22 protein-coding genes and 1 other RNA gene are annotated in these 23036 nt (G+C 61.9%); 12 read left to right on the plus strand and 11 right to left on the minus strand.

Translation table 11 applies throughout. The features are described from left to right. Positions 1 to 44 precede the first annotated feature (44 nt). Entirely contained in the window at positions 45 to 530 is a 486-nt protein-coding gene (locus tag GJR99_RS10420; protein ID WP_191967105.1) for a PaaI family thioesterase, read from the plus strand. 27 nt (positions 531 to 557) lie between these two features. On the opposite strand, the gene GJR99_RS10425 is transcribed toward GJR99_RS10420, so the two are convergent. Beyond that, entirely contained in the window at positions 558 to 1130 is a 573-nt protein-coding gene (locus GJR99_RS10425; protein WP_151111881.1) for a cysteine hydrolase family protein, read from the minus strand. 141 nt (positions 1131 to 1271) lie between these two features. Between GJR99_RS10425 and GJR99_RS10430 the strand changes: the two genes are divergently transcribed. The 3 genes from GJR99_RS10430 to GJR99_RS10440 all read left to right on the plus strand — a co-directional run bounded on the left by GJR99_RS10430 (position 1272) and on the right by GJR99_RS10440 (position 5430). Beyond that, a complete protein-coding gene (locus GJR99_RS10430; protein ID WP_151111883.1) occupies positions 1272 to 2732 on the plus strand; it encodes an Hvo_1808 family surface protein in 1461 nt (486 codons plus the stop codon). Positions 2733 to 2785: 53 nt separating this feature from the next. Further along, positions 2786 to 4201 carry an Hvo_1808 family surface protein gene (locus GJR99_RS10435; protein ID WP_151111885.1) on the plus strand — a complete coding sequence of 472 codons (1416 nt, stop codon included), beginning with the start codon at positions 2786 to 2788 and terminating at the stop codon, positions 4199 to 4201. 77 nt (positions 4202 to 4278) lie between these two features. After that, on the plus strand, positions 4279 to 5430 hold the full coding sequence (locus GJR99_RS10440; RefSeq protein WP_151111887.1) for a nicotinate phosphoribosyltransferase: 1152 nt from the start codon (positions 4279 to 4281) through the stop codon (positions 5428 to 5430). A gap of 5 nt (positions 5431 to 5435) precedes the next feature. On the opposite strand, the gene GJR99_RS10445 is transcribed toward GJR99_RS10440, so the two are convergent. Both GJR99_RS10445 and GJR99_RS10450 read right to left on the minus strand, forming a co-directional pair. Then, positions 5436 to 6461 (minus strand): phosphotransferase family protein, encoded by a 1026-nt coding sequence (locus tag GJR99_RS10445; RefSeq protein ID WP_151111889.1) that lies wholly within the window; start codon positions 6459 to 6461, stop codon positions 5436 to 5438. Positions 6462 to 6843: 382 nt separating this feature from the next. Then, positions 6844 to 7446, minus strand: a complete 603-nt coding sequence (locus tag GJR99_RS10450; protein ID WP_151111891.1) for a TIGR00296 family protein — start codon at positions 7444 to 7446, stop codon at positions 6844 to 6846. 149 nt (positions 7447 to 7595) lie between these two features. On the opposite strand from GJR99_RS10450, the gene rnpB reads away from it, so the two are divergent. The 3 genes from rnpB to GJR99_RS10465 all read left to right on the plus strand — a co-directional run bounded on the left by rnpB (position 7596) and on the right by GJR99_RS10465 (position 9634). After that, positions 7596 to 8009: RNase P RNA component (gene rnpB / locus GJR99_RS10455), an RNA gene on the plus strand. Between the two features lie 107 nt (positions 8010 to 8116). Further along, entirely contained in the window at positions 8117 to 9268 is a 1152-nt protein-coding gene (locus GJR99_RS10460; protein ID WP_151111893.1) for a zinc metalloprotease, read from the plus strand. Between the two features lie 54 nt (positions 9269 to 9322). Beyond that, complete coding sequence (locus GJR99_RS10465; RefSeq protein ID WP_151111896.1) at positions 9323 to 9634, plus strand: hypothetical protein; 312 nt, start codon at positions 9323 to 9325, stop codon at positions 9632 to 9634. Positions 9635 to 9698: 64 nt separating this feature from the next. Here GJR99_RS10465 and GJR99_RS10470 read toward each other — a convergent pair whose 3' ends face one another. Next, on the minus strand, positions 9699 to 9995 hold the full coding sequence (locus GJR99_RS10470) for a hypothetical protein (protein WP_151111898.1): 297 nt from the start codon (positions 9993 to 9995) through the stop codon (positions 9699 to 9701). An 86-nt stretch (positions 9996 to 10081) separates the two neighbouring features. Between GJR99_RS10470 and GJR99_RS10475 the strand changes: the two genes are divergently transcribed. Continuing rightward, entirely contained in the window at positions 10082 to 11314 is a 1233-nt protein-coding gene (locus GJR99_RS10475) for an MBL fold metallo-hydrolase (protein ID WP_151111900.1), read from the plus strand. Positions 11315 to 11373: 59 nt separating this feature from the next. Here the strand turns inward: GJR99_RS10475 and GJR99_RS17470 are convergent, their stop codons facing one another. After that, positions 11374 to 11511 carry a hypothetical protein gene (locus GJR99_RS17470; RefSeq protein ID WP_191967106.1) on the minus strand — a complete coding sequence of 46 codons (138 nt, stop codon included), beginning with the start codon at positions 11509 to 11511 and terminating at the stop codon, positions 11374 to 11376. A 329-nt stretch (positions 11512 to 11840) separates the two neighbouring features. On the opposite strand from GJR99_RS17470, the gene GJR99_RS10480 reads away from it, so the two are divergent. Then, positions 11841 to 13067: a thrombospondin type 3 repeat-containing protein gene (locus GJR99_RS10480; RefSeq protein WP_151111903.1), complete on the plus strand. Its 1227-nt coding sequence runs from the start codon at positions 11841 to 11843 to the stop codon at positions 13065 to 13067. Between the two features lie 24 nt (positions 13068 to 13091). Here GJR99_RS10480 and GJR99_RS10485 read toward each other — a convergent pair whose 3' ends face one another. The 3 genes from GJR99_RS10485 to GJR99_RS10495 all read right to left on the minus strand — a co-directional run bounded on the left by GJR99_RS10485 (position 13092) and on the right by GJR99_RS10495 (position 14364). Beyond that, the gene (locus tag GJR99_RS10485; protein WP_151111905.1) at positions 13092 to 13484 is read right to left on the minus strand and encodes an SHOCT domain-containing protein; all 393 of its coding nucleotides are present in this window, start codon (positions 13482 to 13484) and stop codon (positions 13092 to 13094) included. Positions 13485 to 13723: 239 nt separating this feature from the next. Further along, positions 13724 to 14011, minus strand: a complete 288-nt coding sequence (locus GJR99_RS10490; RefSeq protein ID WP_151111907.1) for a DUF7521 family protein — start codon at positions 14009 to 14011, stop codon at positions 13724 to 13726. Between the two features lie 2 nt (positions 14012 to 14013). Continuing rightward, positions 14014 to 14364: a winged helix-turn-helix domain-containing protein gene (locus GJR99_RS10495; RefSeq protein ID WP_151111909.1), complete on the minus strand. Its 351-nt coding sequence runs from the start codon at positions 14362 to 14364 to the stop codon at positions 14014 to 14016. 125 nt (positions 14365 to 14489) lie between these two features. On the opposite strand from GJR99_RS10495, the gene GJR99_RS10500 reads away from it, so the two are divergent. Together GJR99_RS10500 and GJR99_RS10505 are read left to right on the plus strand one after the other, a co-directional pair. Then, positions 14490 to 15236, plus strand: coding sequence for a plastocyanin/azurin family copper-binding protein (locus GJR99_RS10500; protein WP_151111911.1), 747 nt, complete (start codon positions 14490 to 14492; stop codon positions 15234 to 15236). 114 nt (positions 15237 to 15350) lie between these two features. Continuing rightward, positions 15351 to 17468, plus strand: coding sequence for a PAS domain S-box protein (locus tag GJR99_RS10505; protein WP_151111913.1), 2118 nt, complete (start codon positions 15351 to 15353; stop codon positions 17466 to 17468). A 116-nt stretch (positions 17469 to 17584) separates the two neighbouring features. On the opposite strand, the gene GJR99_RS10510 is transcribed toward GJR99_RS10505, so the two are convergent. Next, positions 17585 to 17860 carry a hypothetical protein gene (locus GJR99_RS10510; RefSeq protein ID WP_151111915.1) on the minus strand — a complete coding sequence of 92 codons (276 nt, stop codon included), beginning with the start codon at positions 17858 to 17860 and terminating at the stop codon, positions 17585 to 17587. A 44-nt stretch (positions 17861 to 17904) separates the two neighbouring features. Continuing rightward, the gene (locus GJR99_RS10515) at positions 17905 to 18393 is read right to left on the minus strand and encodes an Lrp/AsnC family transcriptional regulator (protein WP_151111918.1); all 489 of its coding nucleotides are present in this window, start codon (positions 18391 to 18393) and stop codon (positions 17905 to 17907) included. A 204-nt stretch (positions 18394 to 18597) separates the two neighbouring features. On the opposite strand from GJR99_RS10515, the gene GJR99_RS10520 reads away from it, so the two are divergent. Continuing rightward, on the plus strand, positions 18598 to 19536 hold the full coding sequence (locus GJR99_RS10520; RefSeq protein WP_151111920.1) for a DMT family transporter: 939 nt from the start codon (positions 18598 to 18600) through the stop codon (positions 19534 to 19536). Positions 19537 to 19637: 101 nt separating this feature from the next. Here the strand turns inward: GJR99_RS10520 and GJR99_RS10525 are convergent, their stop codons facing one another. Further along, a complete protein-coding gene (locus tag GJR99_RS10525; RefSeq protein ID WP_151111922.1) occupies positions 19638 to 23015 on the minus strand; it encodes a type 1 glutamine amidotransferase family protein in 3378 nt (1125 codons plus the stop codon). Between the last annotated feature and the right edge of the window lie 21 nt (positions 23016 to 23036).

Here is a 23036-nt window from a genome sequence, read left to right on the forward strand (position 1 = left end):
TGCGGACCGTCGGTTACATGCAGTCCGGTCTACTGGTTCGAGATATGACCGACGAGTTCCCTGCCGAGGCGGCGGCCATCGTCCAACGGCATATCGAGGAGGAACACGGCTACCTCTCGTGGCTCAACACCCGCGTCGACGCCATCGAACGCGGCCGACTCGTGATGACGATTCCGTACGACGAGAAACTCACGAACACGGTTTCACCGCCCACGATTCACGGCGGCATCGCCGCGACGCTTATCGACACGGCAGGCGGTATCGCCCTCCGAACGATGCTCGACGACCCACTCACTGGCGGCGTCGCCACCATCAACCTCAACGTGAACTACCTCCGTCGCGCGTCTGGCGACTTGACGGCCGTTGCCGAAGTCATCCGTGCAGGTGGCAGCGTCGGCGTCAGCACTATCACCGTCGTCAGCACCGACCCGAAAGAAGACGCCGACATCGCGAGACGGCAGTCGCCTTCGACAGAGTGGGACGACGCCGTCGCCACCGGACAAGGCGCGTACCGACTGTTCAGAGAATAACGCGACTCCGCTCGCAGGGTTGGCCGCTCACTCGAACTCGATTTCGTCGAGCGTCGTCGTCTCACCGAACAACCAGTCTGCGTGGTCGACGGCGTACGTTTTGTGCGCTGGTTCGATGTACCCGAGGGCGTCCGTGACGAGGACAGGCCGATAGTCTCTGAGACCGGCACTGCCCGCAGTGTGGAGGACGCAGACGTTCGCGAGCGTCCCACAGATGAGCAGGTCGTCGACACCGTGCGCGTCGAGCCAGCCGTCTAACTGCGTCTGGTAGAACGCGTCGTAGGTGTGTTTCTCCAGGACGAGGTCGTCGTCGTGCACGTCGAGGTCGTCGTGTAACTCGGCGTCCCACGTCCCTTCGACGACGTGTTCACCCCACCGCTCGAACTCGTCGTAGTAGTGGGCGTCGTCGAACTGCTCCGGTGGATGTACGTCTTGCGTGTAGACGACGCGAGCGCCGGCCTCGCGGGCCATCGAGACGAGGTCGGTCACGGTGTCGATAGCCGTCTCGCTCGCCGGCGCGAACAGGCTCCCGTCCGGGTGGCAAAAGCCGTTCTGCATGTCGACGACGACGACGGCCGTTCGTGTCGGGTCGAGTCTCATAGCCGACTGTTTCGTTGGAACGACCAAAACAGTACACACCGTGCGGACTCGCCGCTTACGACTCGGCCATCGTCGCGGGCGCTGTCGGTTTCGGTACCTGAATCGGATAAGGTACTTCCCTCCTGAGGCTAACAGTACGGTATGCGAACGACTGGCTTACGCGCCATCTTTGTCGCTTTCCTCTTGCTTCTCGCTGGGTGCGCCGCTCCGACGGCGACACCCGGTGCGGCGGGGAGCGACAACGCTCCCCCCGCGACTCCAGCCCCCGACCGAGACGGGTTCGAAGACCCCGACACCGACGTGCTCGGGTGGGAGGACGGCTACTGGTACGACGAACCGATTGCAGTCGACCAATCTGACGGGCTGAACGACTCCGAACTCGAAGCCTACGTCGCCCGTGGGATGGCCCGTGTCGAACACATCCGGGAACTCGAGTTCCAACAGTCGGTCCCCGTCAACGTCATCTCTCGCGAAGACTACCGAAGCAGCAACGCAGACCGGTCTGGCTCTCCCGACTCGGAGTTCAATCGCTGGAACGACCAGGTGTGGGAAGCGCTGTTCATCACCGGCGAATCGACCGGGAGCGGAGAGGCTATCACCGAGACGACAGGCAGCGCTGTCCTCGGATTCTACTCACCGACAGACGACGAGATAAAGATCGTCACCGATTCGACTGGTGCGCCGACGATAGACAACGCCACGCTGATTCACGAACTCGTCCACGCGCTGCAGGACCAGAACTTCGACCTGACCGACGAGCGCTATCGCGGACAGACGCAGGACGGTGAGCTCGCAGTCAGCGGCGTCGTCGAAGGCGACGCGAAACTCGTCGAACTCATGTACACCGAACAGTGTGCGTCCGGCGCGTGGGACTGCGTGAGTACACCTGCTGCCAACGGTGGCGGCGGTTCGTCCGGAGACGGTGGCGGACCGAACCTCGGTATCCTCCTCACCATCTTCCAACCCTACTCCGACGGCCCCGTCTACATGAACGCGCTCTACGAGGACGGTGGCTGGGAGGCGGTCAACGACGCACTTCGCAACCCACCGGTGTCGTCCGAACAGACCATCCACGTCACCGACGAGGAACCGGTCCCCATCGCGTTCGAAGACGAAGGGACGAACGGGTGGGCGACGTTCCCCGAACAGGGTGTCGAAGGCTCTGACACCGTCGGTGAGGCGTCTATCTACGCCATGTTCTGGTACCAAGCCCGCGTGTCCGGTGCCGAGACGGTAGACCCGCGGTCTATCGTCGACACGAACGCGCAGTACGACACGTACAACTACGACGCTGCGGCCTCCGATGGCTGGGGGAACGACCGACTGTTCCCGTACCGCAACGAAGCGGGCAGCGAGACGGAGTATGGCTACGTCTGGGTGACGCAGTGGGACTCCGACGGTGACGCTCAGGAGTTCGAGGACGCGTATCTGAACATCCTCGATGCGAACGGTGCGACCCAGCAGGCAGACGGCATCTACGTCATCGAATCGGGTGAGTTCAACGACGCCTTCCGGGTCGTCCGAACCGGTGACCGTGTCGTCGTCGTCAACGGACCAGAACCCGCCGACATCGACGAGATTCGGCCGAGTCTCGCGTCGTAACCCAACTCCACACTGCCGGGACGCTTTTCTCTCCTCGCGTTCCGTCTCTGTCTATGAATCGGCCTCGTCTCGTCGCGATTTTCTCCGTGTTCCTCGTCGTCGTCTCGGGGTGTGCCGCACCCGTGGCGAACCCGGATGCGACGACCGGTTCCGAGAGCGACTGGTCGTGGCCGGACGACCCGCCGACGGACCGACTCGGGTGGGAAAACGGCTACTGGTACAACGAGTCTATCGACGTGAACCAGTCCGACGGCCTGAACGCGACCGAACGCGCGGCGTTCGTCAACCGGACGATGGCCCGCGTCGAGGTCATCCGCGAACTCGAGTTCACCGACCCGGTTCCAATCGAGGTCATCTCTCGCGCCGAATACCGCAACCAGTCTCGGTTCGACGGCGACGAAGACGACGAGTCGGAGGCGCTCCACGCCGACTGGAACGACCAGGTGTGGGAGTCCATTCTACTGGTCGGCGAAGACCGCACCATCGACGACGTGTTCGACGAACTCTACGGCGGCGCAGTCCTCGGCTACTACTCTCCTTCGGAGGACCGAATCGTCCTCATCAGCGACGATGGCGACCCTGCCATCGACCGCCGGACGCTCGCCCACGAACTGCACCACGCGTTGCAAGACCAGCAGTTCGGCCTCGACGGGTCGCCACCGACACAGGACGAACAACTCGCCGAAAACGGTCTCGTAGAGGGTGACGCCCGCTACGTCGACCGACTCTACGAGGAGCGCTGTGCAGACGACTGGGAGTGTGTCGCCCGTCCATCGAACACCGGGTCCGTCGGTGGGCCGTTCGACTACTCGGTCTTTTTGGTCATCTATGCACCCTACAGCGACGGGCCGACGTTCGTCTCGGCCCTCCGCGAACGCGGCGGGTGGGCGGCCGTCGACGACGCCTACGCGACGCCGCCGGTGTCCACCGAACAGATAATCCACCCAGAGGCGTACCCCGACGAACGACCCATCGAGGTACGTATCGAAGACCGGTCGTCTGCCGAGTGGGTCCGGTACGACCACGACCCGGTCGGTGACACCGTCGGAGAGGCGTCTATCTTCGCGATGCTCTGGAAACACGGGGCTATCGACCGAACCGACCTCAACCGGAACACGGGCGCCTACTCGGCGTACAACTACTCGGCAGGTCCCTCGAAGGGGTGGGGCGGTGACCTCGTCGTCCCGTATCGCCCGGCGTCTGACGCCGACGCCGCGGCGAATCCGAACCAACGCGCCTACGTCTGGCGAACCGTCTGGGACTCCGAGGCCGACGCCGAGGTGTTCGAGACCAAGTACGTGAAGACGATACTCCAACTCCGCCTCGGTGCGAAACGAGTCGCGCCGAACACCTACGTCCTCGAAGACGGCCCGTTCGCCGACGCATATCGCGTGAGACGGGACGGGGACACGGTCACTATCGTGAACGCGCCGACTGTCGAGGCGCTAGACGAAGTCCACCCTGACTGAGTCGTCGAAGAAAATCACTCTTCGACCCTCAGAACCGATTATGTACCTTTTTCATCGCGCGGGCGGAATCGTGGACAATGACTGAGTTCGACATCGTCGGTTCCGAGGCCATCCGCGAAGGCGTCGCGACCGACGCCTACTTCCAGCGGACCGAGGACACCCTCCGATACGCGGGAAAGAATCCGCGCGTCGTCGCCGAGGTGACCGCGGACCAGTTCCCCGACGGTGAGTTCGAGGTGTTCGCCGGTGTGAAAGACGCCGCGGCACTCCTCGAAGGTCACGACGTCGATGTCGATGCGATGCACGAGGGCCAACTCTTCGACGGCGGCCCAGTGATGCGCATCGAGGGTGACTACCTCGAATTCGCACGACTCGAAACCTCGCTTCTCGGGTTCCTCTCGCACGCCTCCGGCTGTGCGACGGCCGCCCTCGAAGCACGGGTCGCCGCACCCGAGACGCCGGTTTACTCGTTCGGTGCGCGGCACGTCCACCCGTCTATCGCCGCCATGGTCGAACGAAGCGCACTCGTCGCCGGCGTCGATGGCTTCTCGCACGTCGCCGCGGGCGAGATTCTGGGCAAGGAAGCGGTCGGGACGATGCCACACGCCCTGCTCATCGCCTTCGGCCGTGGGAATCAGGCCGACGCCTTCCGCGCCTTCGACGAGGCGGTTCCGGAAGACGTCCCACGAATCGCGCTCTGTGACACGTACGGCGACGAGACCGAGGAAGTCCTCCGCGCAGTCGAGACGCTCGGTGACCGCCTCGACAGCGTCCGCCTCGACACGACGTCGTCACGCCGGGGGAACTTCCGGCACATCGCCCGCGAAGTTCGCTGGGAACTCGACGCCCGCGGCCACGACGACGTCGGAATCTTCGTCAGCGGTGGCCTCGGCCCCGCAGAACTGCGGAACCTCCGTGACGTCGTCGATGGCTTCGGCGTCGGTGGCTACATCTCGAACGCGAACCCCGTCGACTTCGCGCTCGACATCGTCGAAGTGAACGGCGAACCGGCGGCCAAGCGCGGAAAACTCTCGGGCGTCAAAGAAGTCTACCGCACTGCTGACGGCGGCCATCACGTCGGCCTGCGGGGGACGCCTGGACCGACCGACGGCGACTCGCTGCTCGAACCGCTCATCCGTGATGGCGAACTCGTCCGCGAGTTCGACCTCGACGCGGCGACGAGACGGGCGCGTGAGGACGCTGAACGCGTTGGATTTGGCGACGAGTAGGTTCCTCAGTCGAGTATCTCTGTAATCTCCGCAGCGATGGCGGTTCCCCGCTCCTGATAGGTTTCGCTTCCTGGTTCGTACCAGAACGGCAGTCCCACGACAGACCGACCCATCGCAATCAGTCGATAGAGGTCGCGGCCGGGCATCTCTGCCGAGAACGGAAGCGGGTCGTAGAGCGCTTCTGTGACGGCACTCGTGTCGGGGGTGAACCGGGTCAGGAGGTACTCTACGTTCACTGCCGCGAACTCTGCGGGTGCCAGTTTCGCCCGCTCAAGGTCGATAACGCCCGTTAACCCGTCGAGGTGGTCGGGCGGAGTGCCATCGTGACTCAACAAATTCTGTGGGGAGAAGTCCGTGATGACGACGGACTGGGCGGGCGTCGCCGGGAGGCGGTCGGCGTTCGCACGAAGATACGCCCTCACGTCTGGAACCACTGATTGAATCCCCTCGTGTGAAGGTGGGTCCGAGTACAGTTGTGAGGCGTAGTCGAGGAACCACGACCGACAGTTGTCGTACTTTCCCACTGCACATGGTCCCCCTTGGCGCTGTTCGTGGCTGCGAATGTATCCGTATCCTTCGGCAGCGTGGTCGGGGATCGTCGCGGATGCGCCGATGACTTCCCCGAGCAGTCGAACCGCATCTAGGTCAGTGACGCGTGCTGTATCGAGGAATCCTTCGGCGAGTTCTTCGCCCGGCAGAAACTCCATGACGATCGCTGGCGGTCTGGTCTCGTCGTTCAGCTTGGCTCCGTACAGGGTCGGAACCGGAAGGTCGGTGTACGCTTCGAGCAGGCGATACGCTGCGATTCCAGCGCGAAAATGTGCTCGCGTCGAGTACGTCCCAAATTTGACCACAAATTTCGGTCTCCTCGAGTGGCGAGGGGTGACGAGATACACCTCGTTGAACCCAGTAGAGACTGACTCGATGGTCCACGCGCGTAGCAGTGAATCGTCGCGTACGGGAAGCGAATCGAGTTCCCGAAGGACGTGAACGACGTCCGACCGGTCGGTTGTCAACTCCTCATTCTCCATGGCGAGCGGACTCCGTGGGTGTGGATGGTCGATGCGTGCTGGCTGTCTTCGTCGTGTGACTGTGTTGTCCGTTCATCGTGGCGTATCGTGTCGATGTCGCTGTTCGGTCAGCAATCGGTTCAGAACGAGTCGGTCGGTTTCGACGGCCAGCGTCTGACTGCTATCTTACCAGCACACCAAACGTGAACGGGTCCACCCGACGCTGTGGAGTCGTACACGCATCGGATTGACCACTCGGAACACGATTCCGTCTTGAAAATCAACTGGTAAAAATATTGGGGTGGTGACAGTAGGCCTCACCGACCCCGAGAAAAGCGCACTTGCGCCGCTGTGTCGTAAGCGATGTACCACTCACTTGGTGAGTTAAAACTGCTCGCTGGATTTACAGCGCTTCGACGCTGCCGCCGTCGTGGCGCTCGCGGAAGACCTGCCCTTCGAAGAGGGTTATCATCGTGTCTTCGTCTTGCCACGCGAGTGGGGAGAGGCCCGACTTGCGACAGGCGTTCGTGAGGAACTCTTCTTTCGACCACCCGAGCTCGAGGGGGAGCGTCGGATACATCCAGCCGTGGGTGCCACCGGCGTCGATAGCGATGCCGTGTTTCCCGAGTTCGAGGTCTGCAACCGGGTCGTTAGTCAATGTGTAACTGTTGACGATGCAGACCGAGATGTTGAGGTTCGGTAGCTCCGGTGCCTCGATTTCCGTTTGGCACGAGTCGCCCGACGACGCTTTTATAGCGGCGTCGACGATCGCGTGGCCAAGTTGGTCTTTCCCACGATACGCGCCTGCACAGCCCCGGAGTCGTCCACGCCCACGCGTCGACTTGATACGAACGAACGCCCCAGTTCGTGCGTAAAACGCGTCACGCATACTGCCCGGTTGTTCTCTTTGCCCGTGAAGAACGTACGATTCGACCGATTCCCGCGCCAGTTCGACCGCCCGCGCCCCATCCTCGTAGGTGAGGTGTACGGTCTGCGCCTCGGACATACTACCAGTCACGGCCTGTACTGACTTCAACGCTTCCCTCGCGTGTTAATCAGTTGTTTGGTAGATTAACACTCCCATAATACTGCGGGCAACCATCACCGACCACCCCAATCGAACCGCTTATCCGGGGGACGAGACTAGAATAACCCGGCAGAGAGAGCCCAGTTCCCGTGCCCACAATCGGGCATGAGGAAAGTCCCCCCACCGTCTGGACAGGTGACCGGGCGCAAGCCCGGAGTCGGAGACGGCTGGCTCTGGAACAGAAACGACACCCCTCGACCTGACCGATGATGTGCGTGTGGCGACTTCGGTCGTCGCCGGTACGAACGAGGTAACTCGCCCGTACGCGAACCGACCCGTAAGGGAAGGGAGATAACCCACAGAGGGAAGACGGTCGAGAATGGATGGAACGGTGAATCCTCACCGGTGCAAGTCCGCGCCGTGAAGGTAGTCCGGACGGCGCGTCGGGTTCGCCCGGCGTGCCCTCGGGGGTCGCCCCGAGAAGGACGCGGACGCTTAGCCGAATGCTGGGACGAACAGAAGGGGGCTTACTCCTCTCAGCCGATTCTGAACGACTGAGCGACTGCGCTGCCCGGTCGTCGGCCCTCGAACCCCGCGAATTCTGTGCTGTGGACAAACATTCTTGCCGACTCGGCTCCCCCTCTCGTGTATGCGTGGTCTTCGGATTCTCCTCGTCTTCCTCGTCGCACTCGCCGGGTGTACGGCACCAGTCGTGCCGGACGACTCTCCGACAGTCACGACTGGGGCCGAGACGACGACCGACGCGCCTTCTGCGACGACGCCTGAGACGACGGCTGAGACGACCACCTCGACTGCGACTACGACTGAGACAGTGACGGTAACCGAGACAGCGGCTGTGACCGAGACAGCGACACCGGAACAGACGACCCGAGAGACGACCACGTATCCGCCTGCGTCGGGGTACGGCCCGTGGGGGTCAGACCCGGTCATCGTCGACGTGGAGGCTCCGAACGACGGCCGAGACTACGAGACACTCGTCCGTGAGGCGACGGTGTTCTGGGAGCAGAACGACGCGCGGTATCTCGGCTACGAAATCGAATACGCGGTGACCTCGGACGCTCGGAACCCCGACATCATCGTCCAGTTCTCCGACGAGATTCCAGAGTGTAGTGGGCAGGCAGACGCCGTCGGGTGTGCACCGTATATCACAGACAGACGGCAGATAGACCGCCCCGTCACGGTCTACGTCCGGACCGGATTCGGTGACGACTCGACCGTCGAAATCACCGAACACGAGTTGGGGCACACGCTCGGCCTCGCCCACGGTGACGAACCAGCGTCCCTGATGAACTCGTCGGGGATTCTCTACACGCTCCCGCGAACCAATGCCACTGAGAAGGCGTTCCCGTGGGACGACCCCGACTTTACGGTCTACGTGAACGACTCCGGTGCGAAAGACCCCGAGGCGGCACGCGACCAGATTCGACACGCCTTCGACTACTTCGCCGATGGTGCGCCGGGGATGCCCGACAATCTGACCTACACGTACGTCGACGACCCCGAGGCGGCGGAAATTCGGATTTCGTTCACTGAGGAGTCACCGTGTGGCGAAGGTGCTGCTTCGTGTGCCGCCGTCAGCGGGTACGACCCGGACGGCGACGACGCGGTGGAGACGTACGACCACTTCGAAGTCATACTCGTCGACTTGGACAGCGACGCCGTTGGCTGGCACGTCGGCTACTGGACCGCTCACTATCTCGGCGCAGAAGACGACGCCGACAAACCCGAACCCTTCCGAGACTCGACGTACTCCGAACGACGAAGCGAGTGGTGGACGTAAGGTGTCTCTCCTGTGGCCGAGCGATTCTTTGGGATAGGACGCGTAGCATGTGGTGTGATTCCCACCGACAGGCACGGCAACTCCCATCTCTCGTTCGACGAGGAGGTGTTTTACGAGGCACTCGCCGAGTTCGGCGGCACTCCCGGAGAGCGCCGCGTCGTCGCCCGACAGGCCCGCGACCTCGCTGACTCGGGGCAAGCAGAGGCAGACCGGGGTGCGGCGCTCACAGCAGACGAGATAATCCGAAACCTTCGCGATGCACCAGAGGGCGGCCCTGCAACGCGATGGAACTGGTGGCTCGGAGCGCTCGAAGCAGCCTACGGAAGCTACCGCGAGTTCCAGGTTCGTCGTATCCCCGAAACCTGACCCTGCCGACAGTCGCTGTTCTGCCCGCCTCACGAAGGCCGTGAAGTGGGCTCTTTGTTTTCTCTCACTCCCGACTGCCGAGCGTCGCGAGCGCATCGTCGAGGGCGTCGCGTGCCGCTTCGACGTGTTCGTCGGCGTCGGCGTCTTCGGTCTCGTCGACGTGTTCGAGAAGGTGTTCGACGTGTCCGAGGCGAGTCCGTACCACGTCGTCCGGAGGGAGTGGGCCGGACACGAGGTCGGTAGCGACGGCCTCCGCTTCGCCGAGCCATCTGCTGGCATCTTCTCGGACAGGGAGTGTCGCCGTCGCAGCGAGGTGTTCGTAGAGAGTCTCGACGAGCGACCGGAGGTCAGACGTTGCCATGGTCACGGGATGGTTCTGTGGCCGGAAAAACTGCCGTGCCGCCGAGACCGACGGGCAAAAGCCCCTCCAGTCGGTACGAACCAGCAATGAACCTCCAGTTCCTCGGCGGGGCCGGGGAAGTCGGACGCAGCGCGATACTCGTCAACGACTCGCTGCTCCTCGACTACGGGATGCTGACCGGGAACCCCCCACAGTTCCCCGTCGGGTCCGTCGACCCCGACGCAGTCGTCGTCTCCCACGGCCACCTCGACCACGTCGGGACAGTCCCCGCTCTCCTCTCCGGTTCCGAGTGGCCGGCAGTCCACTGGACGCCGCCGACCTACGAACTCGCACTGACGCTCGCACGAGACACACTCAAACTCCACGGTGGGACGTACGACTGTCCGTTTACGGAGACCCACATCAGGCGGATGACCCAACAGTCCGAACCGCACGACTACGGGGAGACGTTCGAGGCCGCCGGACACGAGGTCACGTTCTACAACGCCGGCCACATCCCCGGAAGCGCCCACGTCCTCGTCGACGACGGTGAGACGCGACTGCTCTACACCGCCGACTTCCACACAGACGACCAGCGGTTAGTTAGCGGGACCACCGGCCGGCCCAACGCGGACGTCGTCATCTGTGAGTCCACCTACTCCGACGTCGAACACGAGGACCGGTCGACCGTCGAAGAACGATTCGTCGAGTCCGTTCGGACGACTATCTGGCAGGGTGGCACCGTCGTCGTCCCCGCGTTCGCAATCGGCCGAACACAGGAGCTACTGATGGTGCTCGACGCCCACGACATCGACTGCTACGTGGACGGCATGGGCACACGCGTTCTCGAGATGCTCCGAAACCACCCCGAGTACGTCCGAGACCCGACGGCGCTCAAGCGGGCGAAGTCGAACGCGAGAATCGTCTCGGGGCGTGACGGCCAACGGCGACGCATCGCCCGGCAAAACACCGTCATCGTCACGACGAGCGGGATGCTCTCGGGCGGTCCGGCGATGACTTACATCCCCGAGATTCGGCGGGACCCGACGAACAAAATCTGTCTCACCGGCTATCAGGTCGAAGGAACGCCGGGTCGGGAACTCGTCGAACGTGGCCGGTGCGAACTCAACGGCGGTGTCGTCCCCGTCGCCGCGCGCGCCGAGATGTACGACTTCTCCGCTCACGCAGACAAACACGGCCTCCGTTCGTTCCTCGCAGCGTATCGAGAGACGCCCGTCTTCGTCAACCACGGCGACCGTTGTGCAGCGTTTGCTGAAGAGCTCCGAGCGGACGGATACGAAGCGACAGCGCCCGAGGTCGGTGCCGTCGTCGAGGTCTGAGGCGCACTCCTCCGTCCGAAGAATCAGTACTCTTCGCTCCGCGTCTTCGTCTGGCGCGTCTATTCCGCGTCTTCGTCTGGCACGTCTCGCATCGACCGACTCGCCGCGACACACGCCGAGACGCGGAGTCGCGTTCGCTGTGGGTGGAAGCGCTTGAGTACGGCCAAGGGCCCTCCTGATGGCGACTTTGAGTCCATACTTTTAGGTGGCCCTAAACAAGCATAGGCGTTCCGGTCGGAATCGCTCGACGAGAATGCCTGGATGTGGTCTCGTCTGGTCGGTCGAAGACGGCCACACGACCCCTCGACCCGTCACACCTCCTGTTCGGTGACTGTTCGTTACTGCCGATTTTCATTCTCTCACTGCCGTCTAGGCTGTGGCTAATGTTGTCACCCATTCTATAACTATGACCACTCACGGCGTCTGTTCTGTCAACCTTCCAAAATCACCTGAAACCACAAAAAATCAAATAAAACGACAATCGCCGTGACCGCCCGAATCGACCGCCCTACTGCCCGCACACCCGATGGTTCCAATCCGCCTCATCGTCATCGTCTCGCTCCTCGTTCTTCCAGTGATGGCGAGTGCAACCGTCGCGTTCTCTCCTGCGGCGGTTACCTCGTCTGCGAGCTTCGACAGTGGTGTGCACCTCTCAGATGAGGAACTCGCGTCTGAAGTGACAGAGACACCTGTCGGTCCGGAGTCCGGAATCTACGTGACTCCGACGACGGACGCTGTAGATAGGCCGCCGCTGAAGTCAGAACCTGTGTGGTCAGACTCCGACGGCGACGGTCTCGACGACCGGCTAGAATCGTCGGTCGGAACTGACGCATTTACCACCGATACCGACGGTGACGGCCTCGACGACTGGGACGAAGTGGTCAGATACCCAACCGACCCACTCAACCCCGATACAGACGGCGATGGCTTCTCCGACAGCATCGAGTACCGACTCGGACTCTCTCCAACCATCTCGGACGTGACCGACTCTCCAGACACAGACGGCGACGGCCTCTCCGACAGTGTCGAACGTCGAATCGGGACCGACCCGACAGTCCAAGACACCGACGGCGACAACCTCGGCGATGGCGTCGAAGTGTACGGGTCACCGCAGCAGTTCCCCGACGCGAACCCTCTCCGGAAAGACCTCTACTTCGAAGTCGACGCGTACTACACCGCCACGATAAACTGGACTGCGCTGAACAACACTGCCGCGTTCTTCGCGTCTGCACCCGTCGAAAACCCAGATGGTTCGACCGGGTTCGCGGTCCACTTCGTCGTCGACGAGACGGATTTGACGGCACTCCGGGTAGCCAACGTGAGCCATCCCGACAGGGTCGTCGCGGACTTCGACCGAGCGGGCCGTGGCTATCAGTACATCTTCGTCGCTGAGTCCGTCTTCATCGAGGACCGTCAGGTCCGTGCTTCAGCCAACATGGGTCGAATCGCCATCGACGGCCCCGACCAGACCGACCGACTCTACGTCCACGAAATCGGTCACTTGCTCGGTGTCCACGGGAGCGACAGTCCTGGCGTCGACTCCCACGCGTTGTCGATAGCGGAGTATCCGAGCATCATGTCCTACGAGTATCTCAACTCGAATCACCCGATTCAGATGGCTGCGGGGACCGAGTCCGCGGAGTCGAACGACGACTGGGACGACATCAGACGACGGTTCACCCGGTGGGTGGATACGAGCGAACTTGACCCTCCCGGCCACCGAGGGCAGGAAATAGCTGACGACGGTCGCTAATCGTTAGCCGGTCGTCGTTAGTCGCTAGTCGTTCGTCGAATCTCCTTCGAGGCGAGTCCGGCGCCGGTCGAACTCGTCGTCGTCGATGTCGCCTCGGGCGTAGGCCCGCCGGAGTTCTTCGAGTGCGTCGTCACCGCTTCCACCACTGTTCAGCGCGCGGAAGAGCCAGATACCGCCCCCGACGAGGACGGTGAGGACGAGTAGTTGACCGAAGAGACCCATCCCCCACATCCACCACGGGCTGGTCCCGCCGGTGCCGCCGTGCATCCACGTGTCGTGCATCCATCCGCCGCCCCACCCCATCGGGCCGCCACCGAAGACGCCCGACATCCCGAGGAGTGCGGGGAAGACGAACAGTGCCGCGAGCGCGAGCAGTACGATACCGATGAGTCGTGTCGAGTCGCGTATCGTCGTCATAGGTAGAATCACGGACGGCACTCCGCCGTCCACACATCGACATACGCCTGCAAGGTTTACGTCTCTTTTCGTTCAGCCAACCGTGTTATCTCTCAGTTCCTACTTTCGAATCCAAGGAAACCGAGTTCAAGAATTTTGGAATCGAGTGTCTCATCCCTACCCGTGCTGACCATTCGCGTCGCCGACGACCACGAGAGTCGTGACTCGACGAGCGGTCCAAGAGGACCGTTGTGCGTCAGTCACGACCCGTCACTGCTGTGTCGTAAGCCGTACAGGGAGTAGAGGACAGAGAGCATCCCGACCGCGACGACACCTGTCTGGATGGTTCCAGCCTGAAAGAGCGACAACCCGACGACTTCGAAGAGGACACCCTCTATGACCGCACCGAAACTGATGAACAGAAACCCGATTGCGACGAAGAGCATCGGCTTGCTATCGTACTCGGTGTATCCCTTGTACGCCTGGTAGGCGATGAGGAACCCGAGTGCCATCGTGACGACTTTCGCGACGACGAGTTCAATGTGCACGCTTACTTCCTCCTGATATCGTCCCAGAGACGTGTGAACCGCTCCGCCGCCGACTCGTCGTAGTCCAACTCGATTCGGAGTTCGCCGTCGGCCACGACCATCTCGAGGTGTGTGAGCTTCGCCTCGTAGACGCTGTGATGACTCCCGTCAGCGACGAGTTCCGTCTGTTCTTCGAGGAGGCGATGGTCCACCATCTCGTCCAGTCGCCGGTATATCGTCGACTGGGCGACACCGAACTCGTCGCTGAGTTCTCTGACCGACTGCGGAGTCCGACTCGTGGCGACGAGAATCGACCGAACGTACTCGTCCCCGAGCAGTTCGAGCAGTTCGTCCGGGTCTGAAGCACCTGACACACGTTTCTCACTCGGAGGTGCCTCGTATTGGTACTTAAACCCTCGCCGGATTTGCCGACTCGGCAAAACAGCAGTCCTTCATTACCACGTCCAGTTCGAACTACCATCTGTCGGGTGACCTACCCATGAACGATTCACTAACTCGGCGGAACGTCCTGAAGGCAACTGGAGGTCTCGCTGTGCTTGGTCTCGCAGGGTGTACGGGCAATGCGGCTCCAGAAGCCGGAAACGAGGTGTCGCACGAAGATTCCCACGACGACGAGACGGCGGCCGAACAGGCCACCGAGAGCGACGGTGGTCACGGACACGCTGGGGGAACGATTGGTGACCCCGCCGAACACGCGACGGTCACCATGCTGACCGAAGACGACAGCTACCACTTCCACCCTCACGTCGTCCACGTGAAAGAAGGCGGAACGGTCACGTTCGAACTCGAGAGCGGGACGCACACGGCGACTGCGTACCACCCGGACAACGACGCACCACGCCGCGTCCCAGAGGGAACCGACGCCTGGGACAGTGGAGTGCTCTCTGAGAGCGGTGCGACGTACGAAGTCACGTTCGACGAAGCCGGTGTCTACGACTACCACTGTGTTCCCCACGAGTCGGTCGGGATGATCGGGAGCGTCGTCGTCGGCGAACCACCACTCGATGGACCGGGAATGTCGCCTCCGTCGGACGACCTCCTCGAGGGCGTCCACGGTAAGGTGACCGAACTGAACGAGATGGTCGAACACGGCCTCGACGACGGTGGTCACGACGAGGGCGGTCACGAAGAGGGCGGTCACGAAGAGGGCGGTCACGATGACAGTGGTCAGGATGGCGGCCACGACGACGGCGGTCACGACGACGGCGACGACCACACCGAGTAGCTCTGTTCGGTTCAGCGAACCGACCTCATTTTCGTGTCTCGTTCGACCAGAACCTGGTCGCTGAACTCCATCCCCGTCCGTTCCATACTTGACCCCCGGTTGCGTTTCACCGGTATGACCGGGAGAGTGAACCTTCTCGTCGTCGACGAGAACGAACGAGTCGGAGAGCGCCTCGCCGCTGCGCTCCCCGACGTCGTCGATGGCGAGGCGACGACAGTACACGTCGAAACTGCCACCAGCATCGAGGCTGGCCGGTCCACACTCGAACGCTCACGAGTGGACTGTCTCGTGGTGTCGACCGAATTGGAAGATGGCGATAGAGGTTCACTCACGGCGGTGTTGCGAACCGACGGCGTGCCAGTCGTCTCGTACGAGCGTACGTCCCCATCAGATATCGACCTCGAAAACCTCGGACGGGCCGTCTCCAACGCCGTCCAGACCACGAACAAGTCACTCGACCATCGTGCACTCTTCGAATCGATCGACGTTGGAATCGCCGTGCGCGACCTCGATACACTCGAACTCATCGACATCAACCACCGCTATCTCGACATCCTCGGTGCCGACCAGGATACCGTCCTCACGACAGCACCCATCGACCTCACTGCGGACGTGCCGGGGTACACGGCGGAACGGGCACACACCGAAGTACAAACCGCACTCGAAACCGGCAGCAACGAGTTTCTCTGGCCGATGGAGAACGCCGGTGGCGAACTCATCTGGGTTCACGTGAGCCTCTCGACTGCAGAACTCTCCGGACACGAGTACCTCATCTCGACAGTCGAAGACGTGACCGAGGACCGAAGACGAGAACAGGAACTCGAGGCGTTCAAGAGCGCCGTCGCTGCCGTCGACGCTGGTATCGCACTCACCGAAGACGGTGAGCACGTCTACATCAACGACACGGGTGCGCGCATCTGTGGCTACGCTGATAGCGAGTCGATGCTCGGCCTCCCGTGGGGTGACCTCCACAGCGAAGCAGAGACTGACCGAATTCGTGACGTGTGCGACGAGGCACTCGAATCGGACGGACGGTGGCAAGGAGAGGTGACGATTCGACGCCCGGACGGTACCGACGTTCCGGTTCGTCTCACCCTCACGTCGCTGTCCGACGACCGCAACGTCGTGGTCTTTCAGGACCTCACCGAACAGAAGGAACGTGAGCGCGAACTCGAACGAAGTCGTGATTTCCTCGACCGAACACAGCGCATCTCGAAGGTCGGCGGATGGGAACTCGACCTGTTAGACGAGACGTTAGAGTGGACCGACCAGACGAAGCGCATCCACGGGGTTCCACAAGAGTACGTCCCGTCACTCGACGACGCGCTCGACTTTTACGCCCCCGACCAACGCGAGGAGGTTCGCACGCTGGTCGAACGCTGTCGCAACGAGGGGGCCACGTGGGAAGACGACTTCCGTTTCGTGACTGCCGATGGTGCCGAACGCTGGGTCCGAACCCGCGGTGAACCGGTCATCAGAGACGGTCGCGTCGTCGCCCTCAGGGGGACGATTCAGGACGTCACCGCCCGCCGCTCTCGTGAGCGAGAGTTAGAACGGATGAACGCCGAGTTAGAAGCGCTCAATCGAATCATCCGCCACGACATCAGAAACGACATGGCGGTCATCGTCGGGTGGGCGGAGTTACTCGACGACCACGTCGACGACGAGGGTCACGACATCCTCGCGCGCGTCCTCTCGACCGGCCGCCACACCATCGAGATAACCGAAGTCTCTCGCGACCTCATCGAGACGATGAGCGGCGACACAGTCGGGACGCATCCGGTCTCGCTCGTCGACAGTATCGAACGCGAACTCTCCGTTCGCCACGAGGCGTACCCGAACGCGACGTTCGAAATCGACGGCGAGATACCCGACGTCGCGGTTCGCGCCAACCCACTTTTGGCCTCGGTGTTCGGAAACGTCCTCGGAAACGCCATCAAACACAACGACTGCGATACCACAGTCACGCTCTCTGCACAGGTCGACGCGAGTGACGACGGTGACGACGTCGTCGTCGTCCGCGTCGCCGACGACGGTGTCGGTATCCCCGACAGTCGGAAAGAGGTCGTCTTCGGGAAAGGCGAGAAAGGCTTGGAAAGTTCCGGGACGGGACTCGGTCTCTACCTCGTGAACAAACTCGTCGAATCGTTCGGCGGGTCGGTTCGAATAGAAGACAACGACCCCACTGGAACGGTCGTCGTCATCGAACTTCCGGTCGCGTCGGCAGTGTAAGTAGTGTCTGTCGGCAGTGTCGGCAGTGGAAGCAGTATCAGTCGGCAGTGAAAGCAGTATCTGTCGGCAGTGGAAGCAGTATCGGGGGGTAGGTCGTCGCCTCTCCGCGTTTCCGGTTAGACGACGTCGGTCGGGTCGTGTGTCTCGGCCATCTCCTGTGCTGCGGCGGCGTAATTCGCTCGTGTCTCCTCGTCGCCGACGCGCCCTAACTCGTCTTCGGGAATCTCGATTGCGGCGTAGGTGTCGCGAATATCCGACTCGAAACTCGTCAGCGACCGCTCTTTTCTGTGATATCGGGTTCCGTCGGTCGTCGCGTAGACCAGGATGATGATGTTCTGTTCGTCGTCGGAGTAGGTTCGCTCGACCAACCACGCCTGTACGGTCTCGGACATAGTCGACGGTACGAACCGAACAGATGTAAATCGACTGTCGGAATTTAGCCGTCGATTCCGAGTTCGTCTAAGAGGGTCTCGAGGGTGTAACTCTGGAGTGCGCGGTGGCTATCGCGCATCGTCGAGATGACGAACGTCGAGTTCGTCCGGTCGACTTCTGGAATCGCTTCGAAGTCGTTGATGAGGCGTTCGACTCGGTCTGAGTCGGCGAGGTGGGCGATGACGATGAAGTCTGTCTCACCCATCGTGAAGTACAGTTGTGTGACGCCTTCTATCTCCAGCAGTTCGTTGCCGACCTCTTCGTACGGGCCACTGTAGTCAGCCAACACTTCGATGACGACGGTGACACCGAGTCCAAACGCCTCCAGGTCGATGTCGTAGAGGTCGTTCTCGATGACGCCGTCGTCTTTCAGGTTGTTCAACCGATAGTGAATGGTCGATACCGGGATACCGGTCGCTTCGTGTAACTTCTCGGGGCTTCCTGTACCGAGGTCCGCGATGGCCTTCAGCAGGCGCACGTCGCGTTCGTCCATATCTACACAGCACGTGGGACGGAACCTAAGTCTGTTTGCTGAGGGCTGTTTTCGCCACGCATTCGACAAACTCAGAATGTCAGGATTTATTTGAAATTAAACGCGGCAACTTGAGAAATGCTGAATGATAAATCCAATCAAATACGAATTCTTTGTAGAAGGATTTAACAACGTGCGCCGTTGAGGGTTGAAGCACATCCGACCATGACGCAACCAACTTGGAGAAACCTCCCGACGACCCCCCTGATGTTCGTCGTCCTTGCGGCGATGTGGGGCACGTCGTTCGTCGCCATCGAAGTCGGGTTGGAGTTCTTCCCCACGCTGACGTTCGCGGCGGTACGCTACGAGGCCGCAGGCCTCCTGATGCTCGCGTACGCCGTCTACTCCACCGACCGGTGGCGGCCCCAGACCAGAGACGAACTGCTCGCGACGGCAATCGGTGCGGTGTTCATCATCGCCGCGTACCACGGCCTCCTCTACCTCGGCCAGAACTACGTCCCCGGTGCCATCGCGTCGATAATCATCAGTCTCTCACCCATCCTGACCGCCGTCTTCGCGGCGCATATCCTCTCTGCAAACTCACTCGGAAAGACGGGTGTCTTCGGACTGCTCGCCGGATTCACGGGCGTCGTCCTCGTTGCCGACCCCGGTCCCGGTATCCTCGACTCTGCACAGGGACTCGGTATCGTCCTCATCTTCCTCGGCTCGGTCTCGTTCGCGCTCGGGTCCGTTCTCACTCGACCCCTCCGGACAGATTTACCCGTCCAGTCGATGCAGGCGTGGACGATGTTCGGCGGCGGTGTCATCCTCCACGTTTGGGGTCTGGCACGCGGCGAATCGATGGCCGCCATCGAGTGGGCACCGCTCGGTATCGCGTCGTTCCTCTACTTGACGCTCGTCTCGGGAGCGGTCGCATTCATGCTCTACTTCGAACTTCTCGACCGCATGGGACCGACGGAACTCAACCTCATCGGCTACGTCGAACCCATCGTCGCGGCACTCATGAGTTGGGTGCTCCTCGGTCACGCCATCGAGACGTCGGCGGTCGTCGGCTTCGGCGCTATCTTCGTCGGATTCGCGGCGATGAAAAAGCAAGCACTCGTCGACGTCGCCACCACGGTTCGGCGGCGTATCGCGGTCTGAGCGCAGTTTTTGTTTCTAGTACCCCGGCTAAAAGCCCGACTTTCTGAAAACTTTTGAGTACGTCCCGAATCGAGAGGGCGAATCTCACAGAGACGACAGCGTCAGTCGTCGTCGTCCGACCGATGCCAGAGCCACCCTGTGAGGAGCGCAGTCACCCCGGTTAGAGCGCCGCTCGTGAACGAAAACCCAGGGGTGCTGGTCGCCGACTCGGAGTTGGCAGTGGCTGGCTGTGTAGCCGAGTCCGTCGTGTCGGTTTGGGATGGGTCGGCCGTCGACGACTGCGTGCCGTTCGGCGTGGTCGTCGCTTCCTGTGACGAGCGCTTAGCACGAACGGCTTCCGAGCCGAGGACCGACAGCTGGTTGCTGACGACCTTTTCGACGTTACGCAACCAGTCCGGTAGGAGGTGATAACTATGCATGCCAAAGAGCGTGACTCGGCCGTCGCCGTGGCTCGCCGTGACGTACATGTCAGACCCAGCTGCGGACCCCTCCGCGTCGCTTCGCGATTGGAGTGGTCTTTCCTGATGGAACCACGCGTCGGAGTCCTCGGGGATGCTGGCGAGGACCGTCGATTCGGCGGGACGCTCCGCGATAGGCGTCCCCAGTTGGAACGTAATCTCGGAGACTCCACGTGTGAGCAGGTGGTCCGGATGCGTGGGTTCGACTTGGCGACGTTCCCCCTCGGGGAAGACGACGGGTCGACCCTGGAACCGGAAGCCGAACGTCTCGGTTAGCACGTCGATGCCGTCGTCGACGCCACCGCGGGCGAGTACGAGCAAACTCCCTCCGTCCTCGACGAACGATTCGGCCGCCTCGACCTCCTCCTCGAGGAACAGGAACTGCGCACGGCGGAAGGCGAGTGCCGGTGGAACGACGAGGATGTCGAGTTCGTCGAGTTCGCTTTCGCTCCAACTGTCGAGCATCCGGAAGTCGTACTGAGAGAAGGTGTCGCGGAGCGGAGCGAACGGGTCGTCGTCGTCGAACGTCAACTCCTGGGTGTGACTCATGTCGATGCCGACGACGGGAGGGCGGTGAGCCTCGGACAACTTTTCGCTCGCAGTTTGGGCCGCGTCGAACGCCTTCCCGTACGCGTTCGCTTCGAGGGCAGTCTCCGCGGCGTCGTGGTACACCTCGGCGCTGACGAACGCGTCTGCGAACTCACGGACTTCGTCTTTGGTTGTGGCCAGTTCGTTCTTCACAGTCGCAATCTGCTCGCGAGCGTTCGCTTCGGCGTCTGCGTTCACGAGCGCGTCGGCCGAGGGAACGAGGACGACGAACCCCCAGTCGGTGAGTTCCGGAACTGTGACGCCAACCTTCTGTCTGTCGACCGTCACCGAGAGGTCTGTGCTGCCCGTTGGACTGTAGTACCGGGCGGCCTCGACCGTGAAGTCGGGTTTCGGAATCGAGAGCGAGACGTCGGTCTTCGTGTCGAACGTGTCTGTCTCGACCGTATACTCGTAGTTGAGGACGTGGACGACGACCCGGTCGGGGTCTGACTGGACGTGTCTGCTCACGGAGAGCGTCTGGTCGTCGACGTCGGTCACCGACTGGACATCTGCAGATTCAAGCGTGTCTCGGAGTTCACCGGTGGTCTTCCCACGCTGGTTCTTGACGCTTCCAGGGTCGTCCGAGAGGACGGTCGCTCTGTCGTGTTCGAAGACTGTCGCGGTGTCGTCTCTGGGTTCGTACATCGCATCCCGTGAGGGTGGCGTCCCACTGGTGACGACGTGGCCACCGTCGTCGAGGTACGTTTCGAGTGCCGTCAGTTGGGCGTCGGTGACGCTGTCGAGGTTGGGGAGGACGACGGCGTCGTACTCGCGCAGCCGTTCGAGCTGGTCACCGTCGTCCCAGAGGCGGGGGTGTCCAAAGACGAGTACGTCGTAGGGTATCTGTGCCTCCCTGAGGAGTGTCGTCGTCCCGACGAAAGATTCGAGACGCGGGCTGTCGCCTTGCTGTCCGACGTCCCATTGTGGTTCGTGATTCCAGAGTACTGTCGGGAGCGACCACACGACGGCGACCCTGGTGTCGGAGTCGATATCGTCGAGGAAACGTTCGTGCGTCCAGAGGAAGTCGACAAACGACTGCAGGCGCTCCGGCACCGTCCCGTCCGCTCGAATCCAGTTGGTGAGTGTGTGTTCGTCACGGTACGCGGCCCCGCTCGTGAGCGGTATCTTCATCCGTGCGCCCATCGCGTACGACTCGGCGATTTGGAACCGCTTGAAGTTCGGATACTGTTCCTCGGGGTCGAAGCCGTCGAGCTTTGCTCTCTGAGAGGCGAGGGTTCCCTTGGCGGTGGTGGGTTTCGAGAACCGACCGATGGCCCGCGCCAGTTTGTAGTGATAGTCGATGGGCGGGTCGACTCGGGGGAAGTGTTCGAGATGGACAAAATCGAGGTAGTCACTGACGTACACGTTCGCAGCCTGGGGGTGACCGAAATATCCCATGTAGTGGTTCCCGGTGAGCTTGATGTCGCCGGCGTCCATCCGTTCCGGGAACAGTTCGTGGAGCCGTTCTCGACAGGTCGAGAAGAACTCCTTAATCCCCTGATGTTGGTGGAGGAGGTACTCGCGGAACACCGGGTCCTCGAACGGGTCACTACCGTCGGTCGGTGTCAGTCCTTCGTCGCGGAGGTGGCCCCGGATATCGAACGACGCAGGGTCGTCGATACCGAGCTCTTGGCGGTGGTCTGCGGAGAGCGATTCGAGGTGCGTCCTGAACGCGTCCCGCGCCCAGACGGAGAAATCGAGCCCGTGGACGCGGAAGGGACCGATGCCGTCTATCCAGAACGACGAGTAGCCTGCCGACAGCTTCTTTCGGGCGACGTACATCAGGATATCGGCGGCACCCGGTGCGAATACGGACGGAACGCCGTTCGTTTCGAAGGTGTACTCGATGCTGTGTGGCGTCCCATCGAACTGCTCTGCGAGGAGGCCCTTCGGGTGCTCGACAGGGGTGCCGTCCGGGAACCGCCAGTCGTAGGCGTCGAAGACGGCCTGGTACTTTTCGGCTGCGTCGTCGTTCGGGATGTTGATGGTGACGTTGCGGGCGACAGTTCCGGGGAGTCCCGTCTCCAGCGAGAACGCCAACTGTGCGTTCTGGCTCTTGTACGTCCGGATGTCGCCCTCGTCGAACGACATAACCGAATCCCAGTCGACCGTATCGGGATGGAACCGCTGGATGGTCCGTAGCCGCTCCCGGTGGGAAACCGGCACCCAGCCATTGACAGACGGGACGGTGAAGTACTGGTCGCCGTACTGGGTGATGAGGAACGGGTCGTCGGGTGCCGGAGGAATCGGCGCTCTCAGCCCCTCATCCGAGTCGCCGGAGGTCTGGTCTCTCCGAACACCCGTCGTGCCTAGCGAATCGCGCTCGAATTCGAGCCAAAAGGGTACCCCAACCGTCCCAGCGATGCCGCCCAGCATCGTTCGCCGCGAGAATTCTGAACAATCGCCACCCGTGCCATCGGTCTCGTCGCTCATCGTAGAATAACACAGTGCTAT

The organism is Haloferax marinum (assembly GCF_009674625.1).
GTDB lineage: Archaea > Halobacteriota > Halobacteria > Halobacteriales > Haloferacaceae > Haloferax > Haloferax marinum.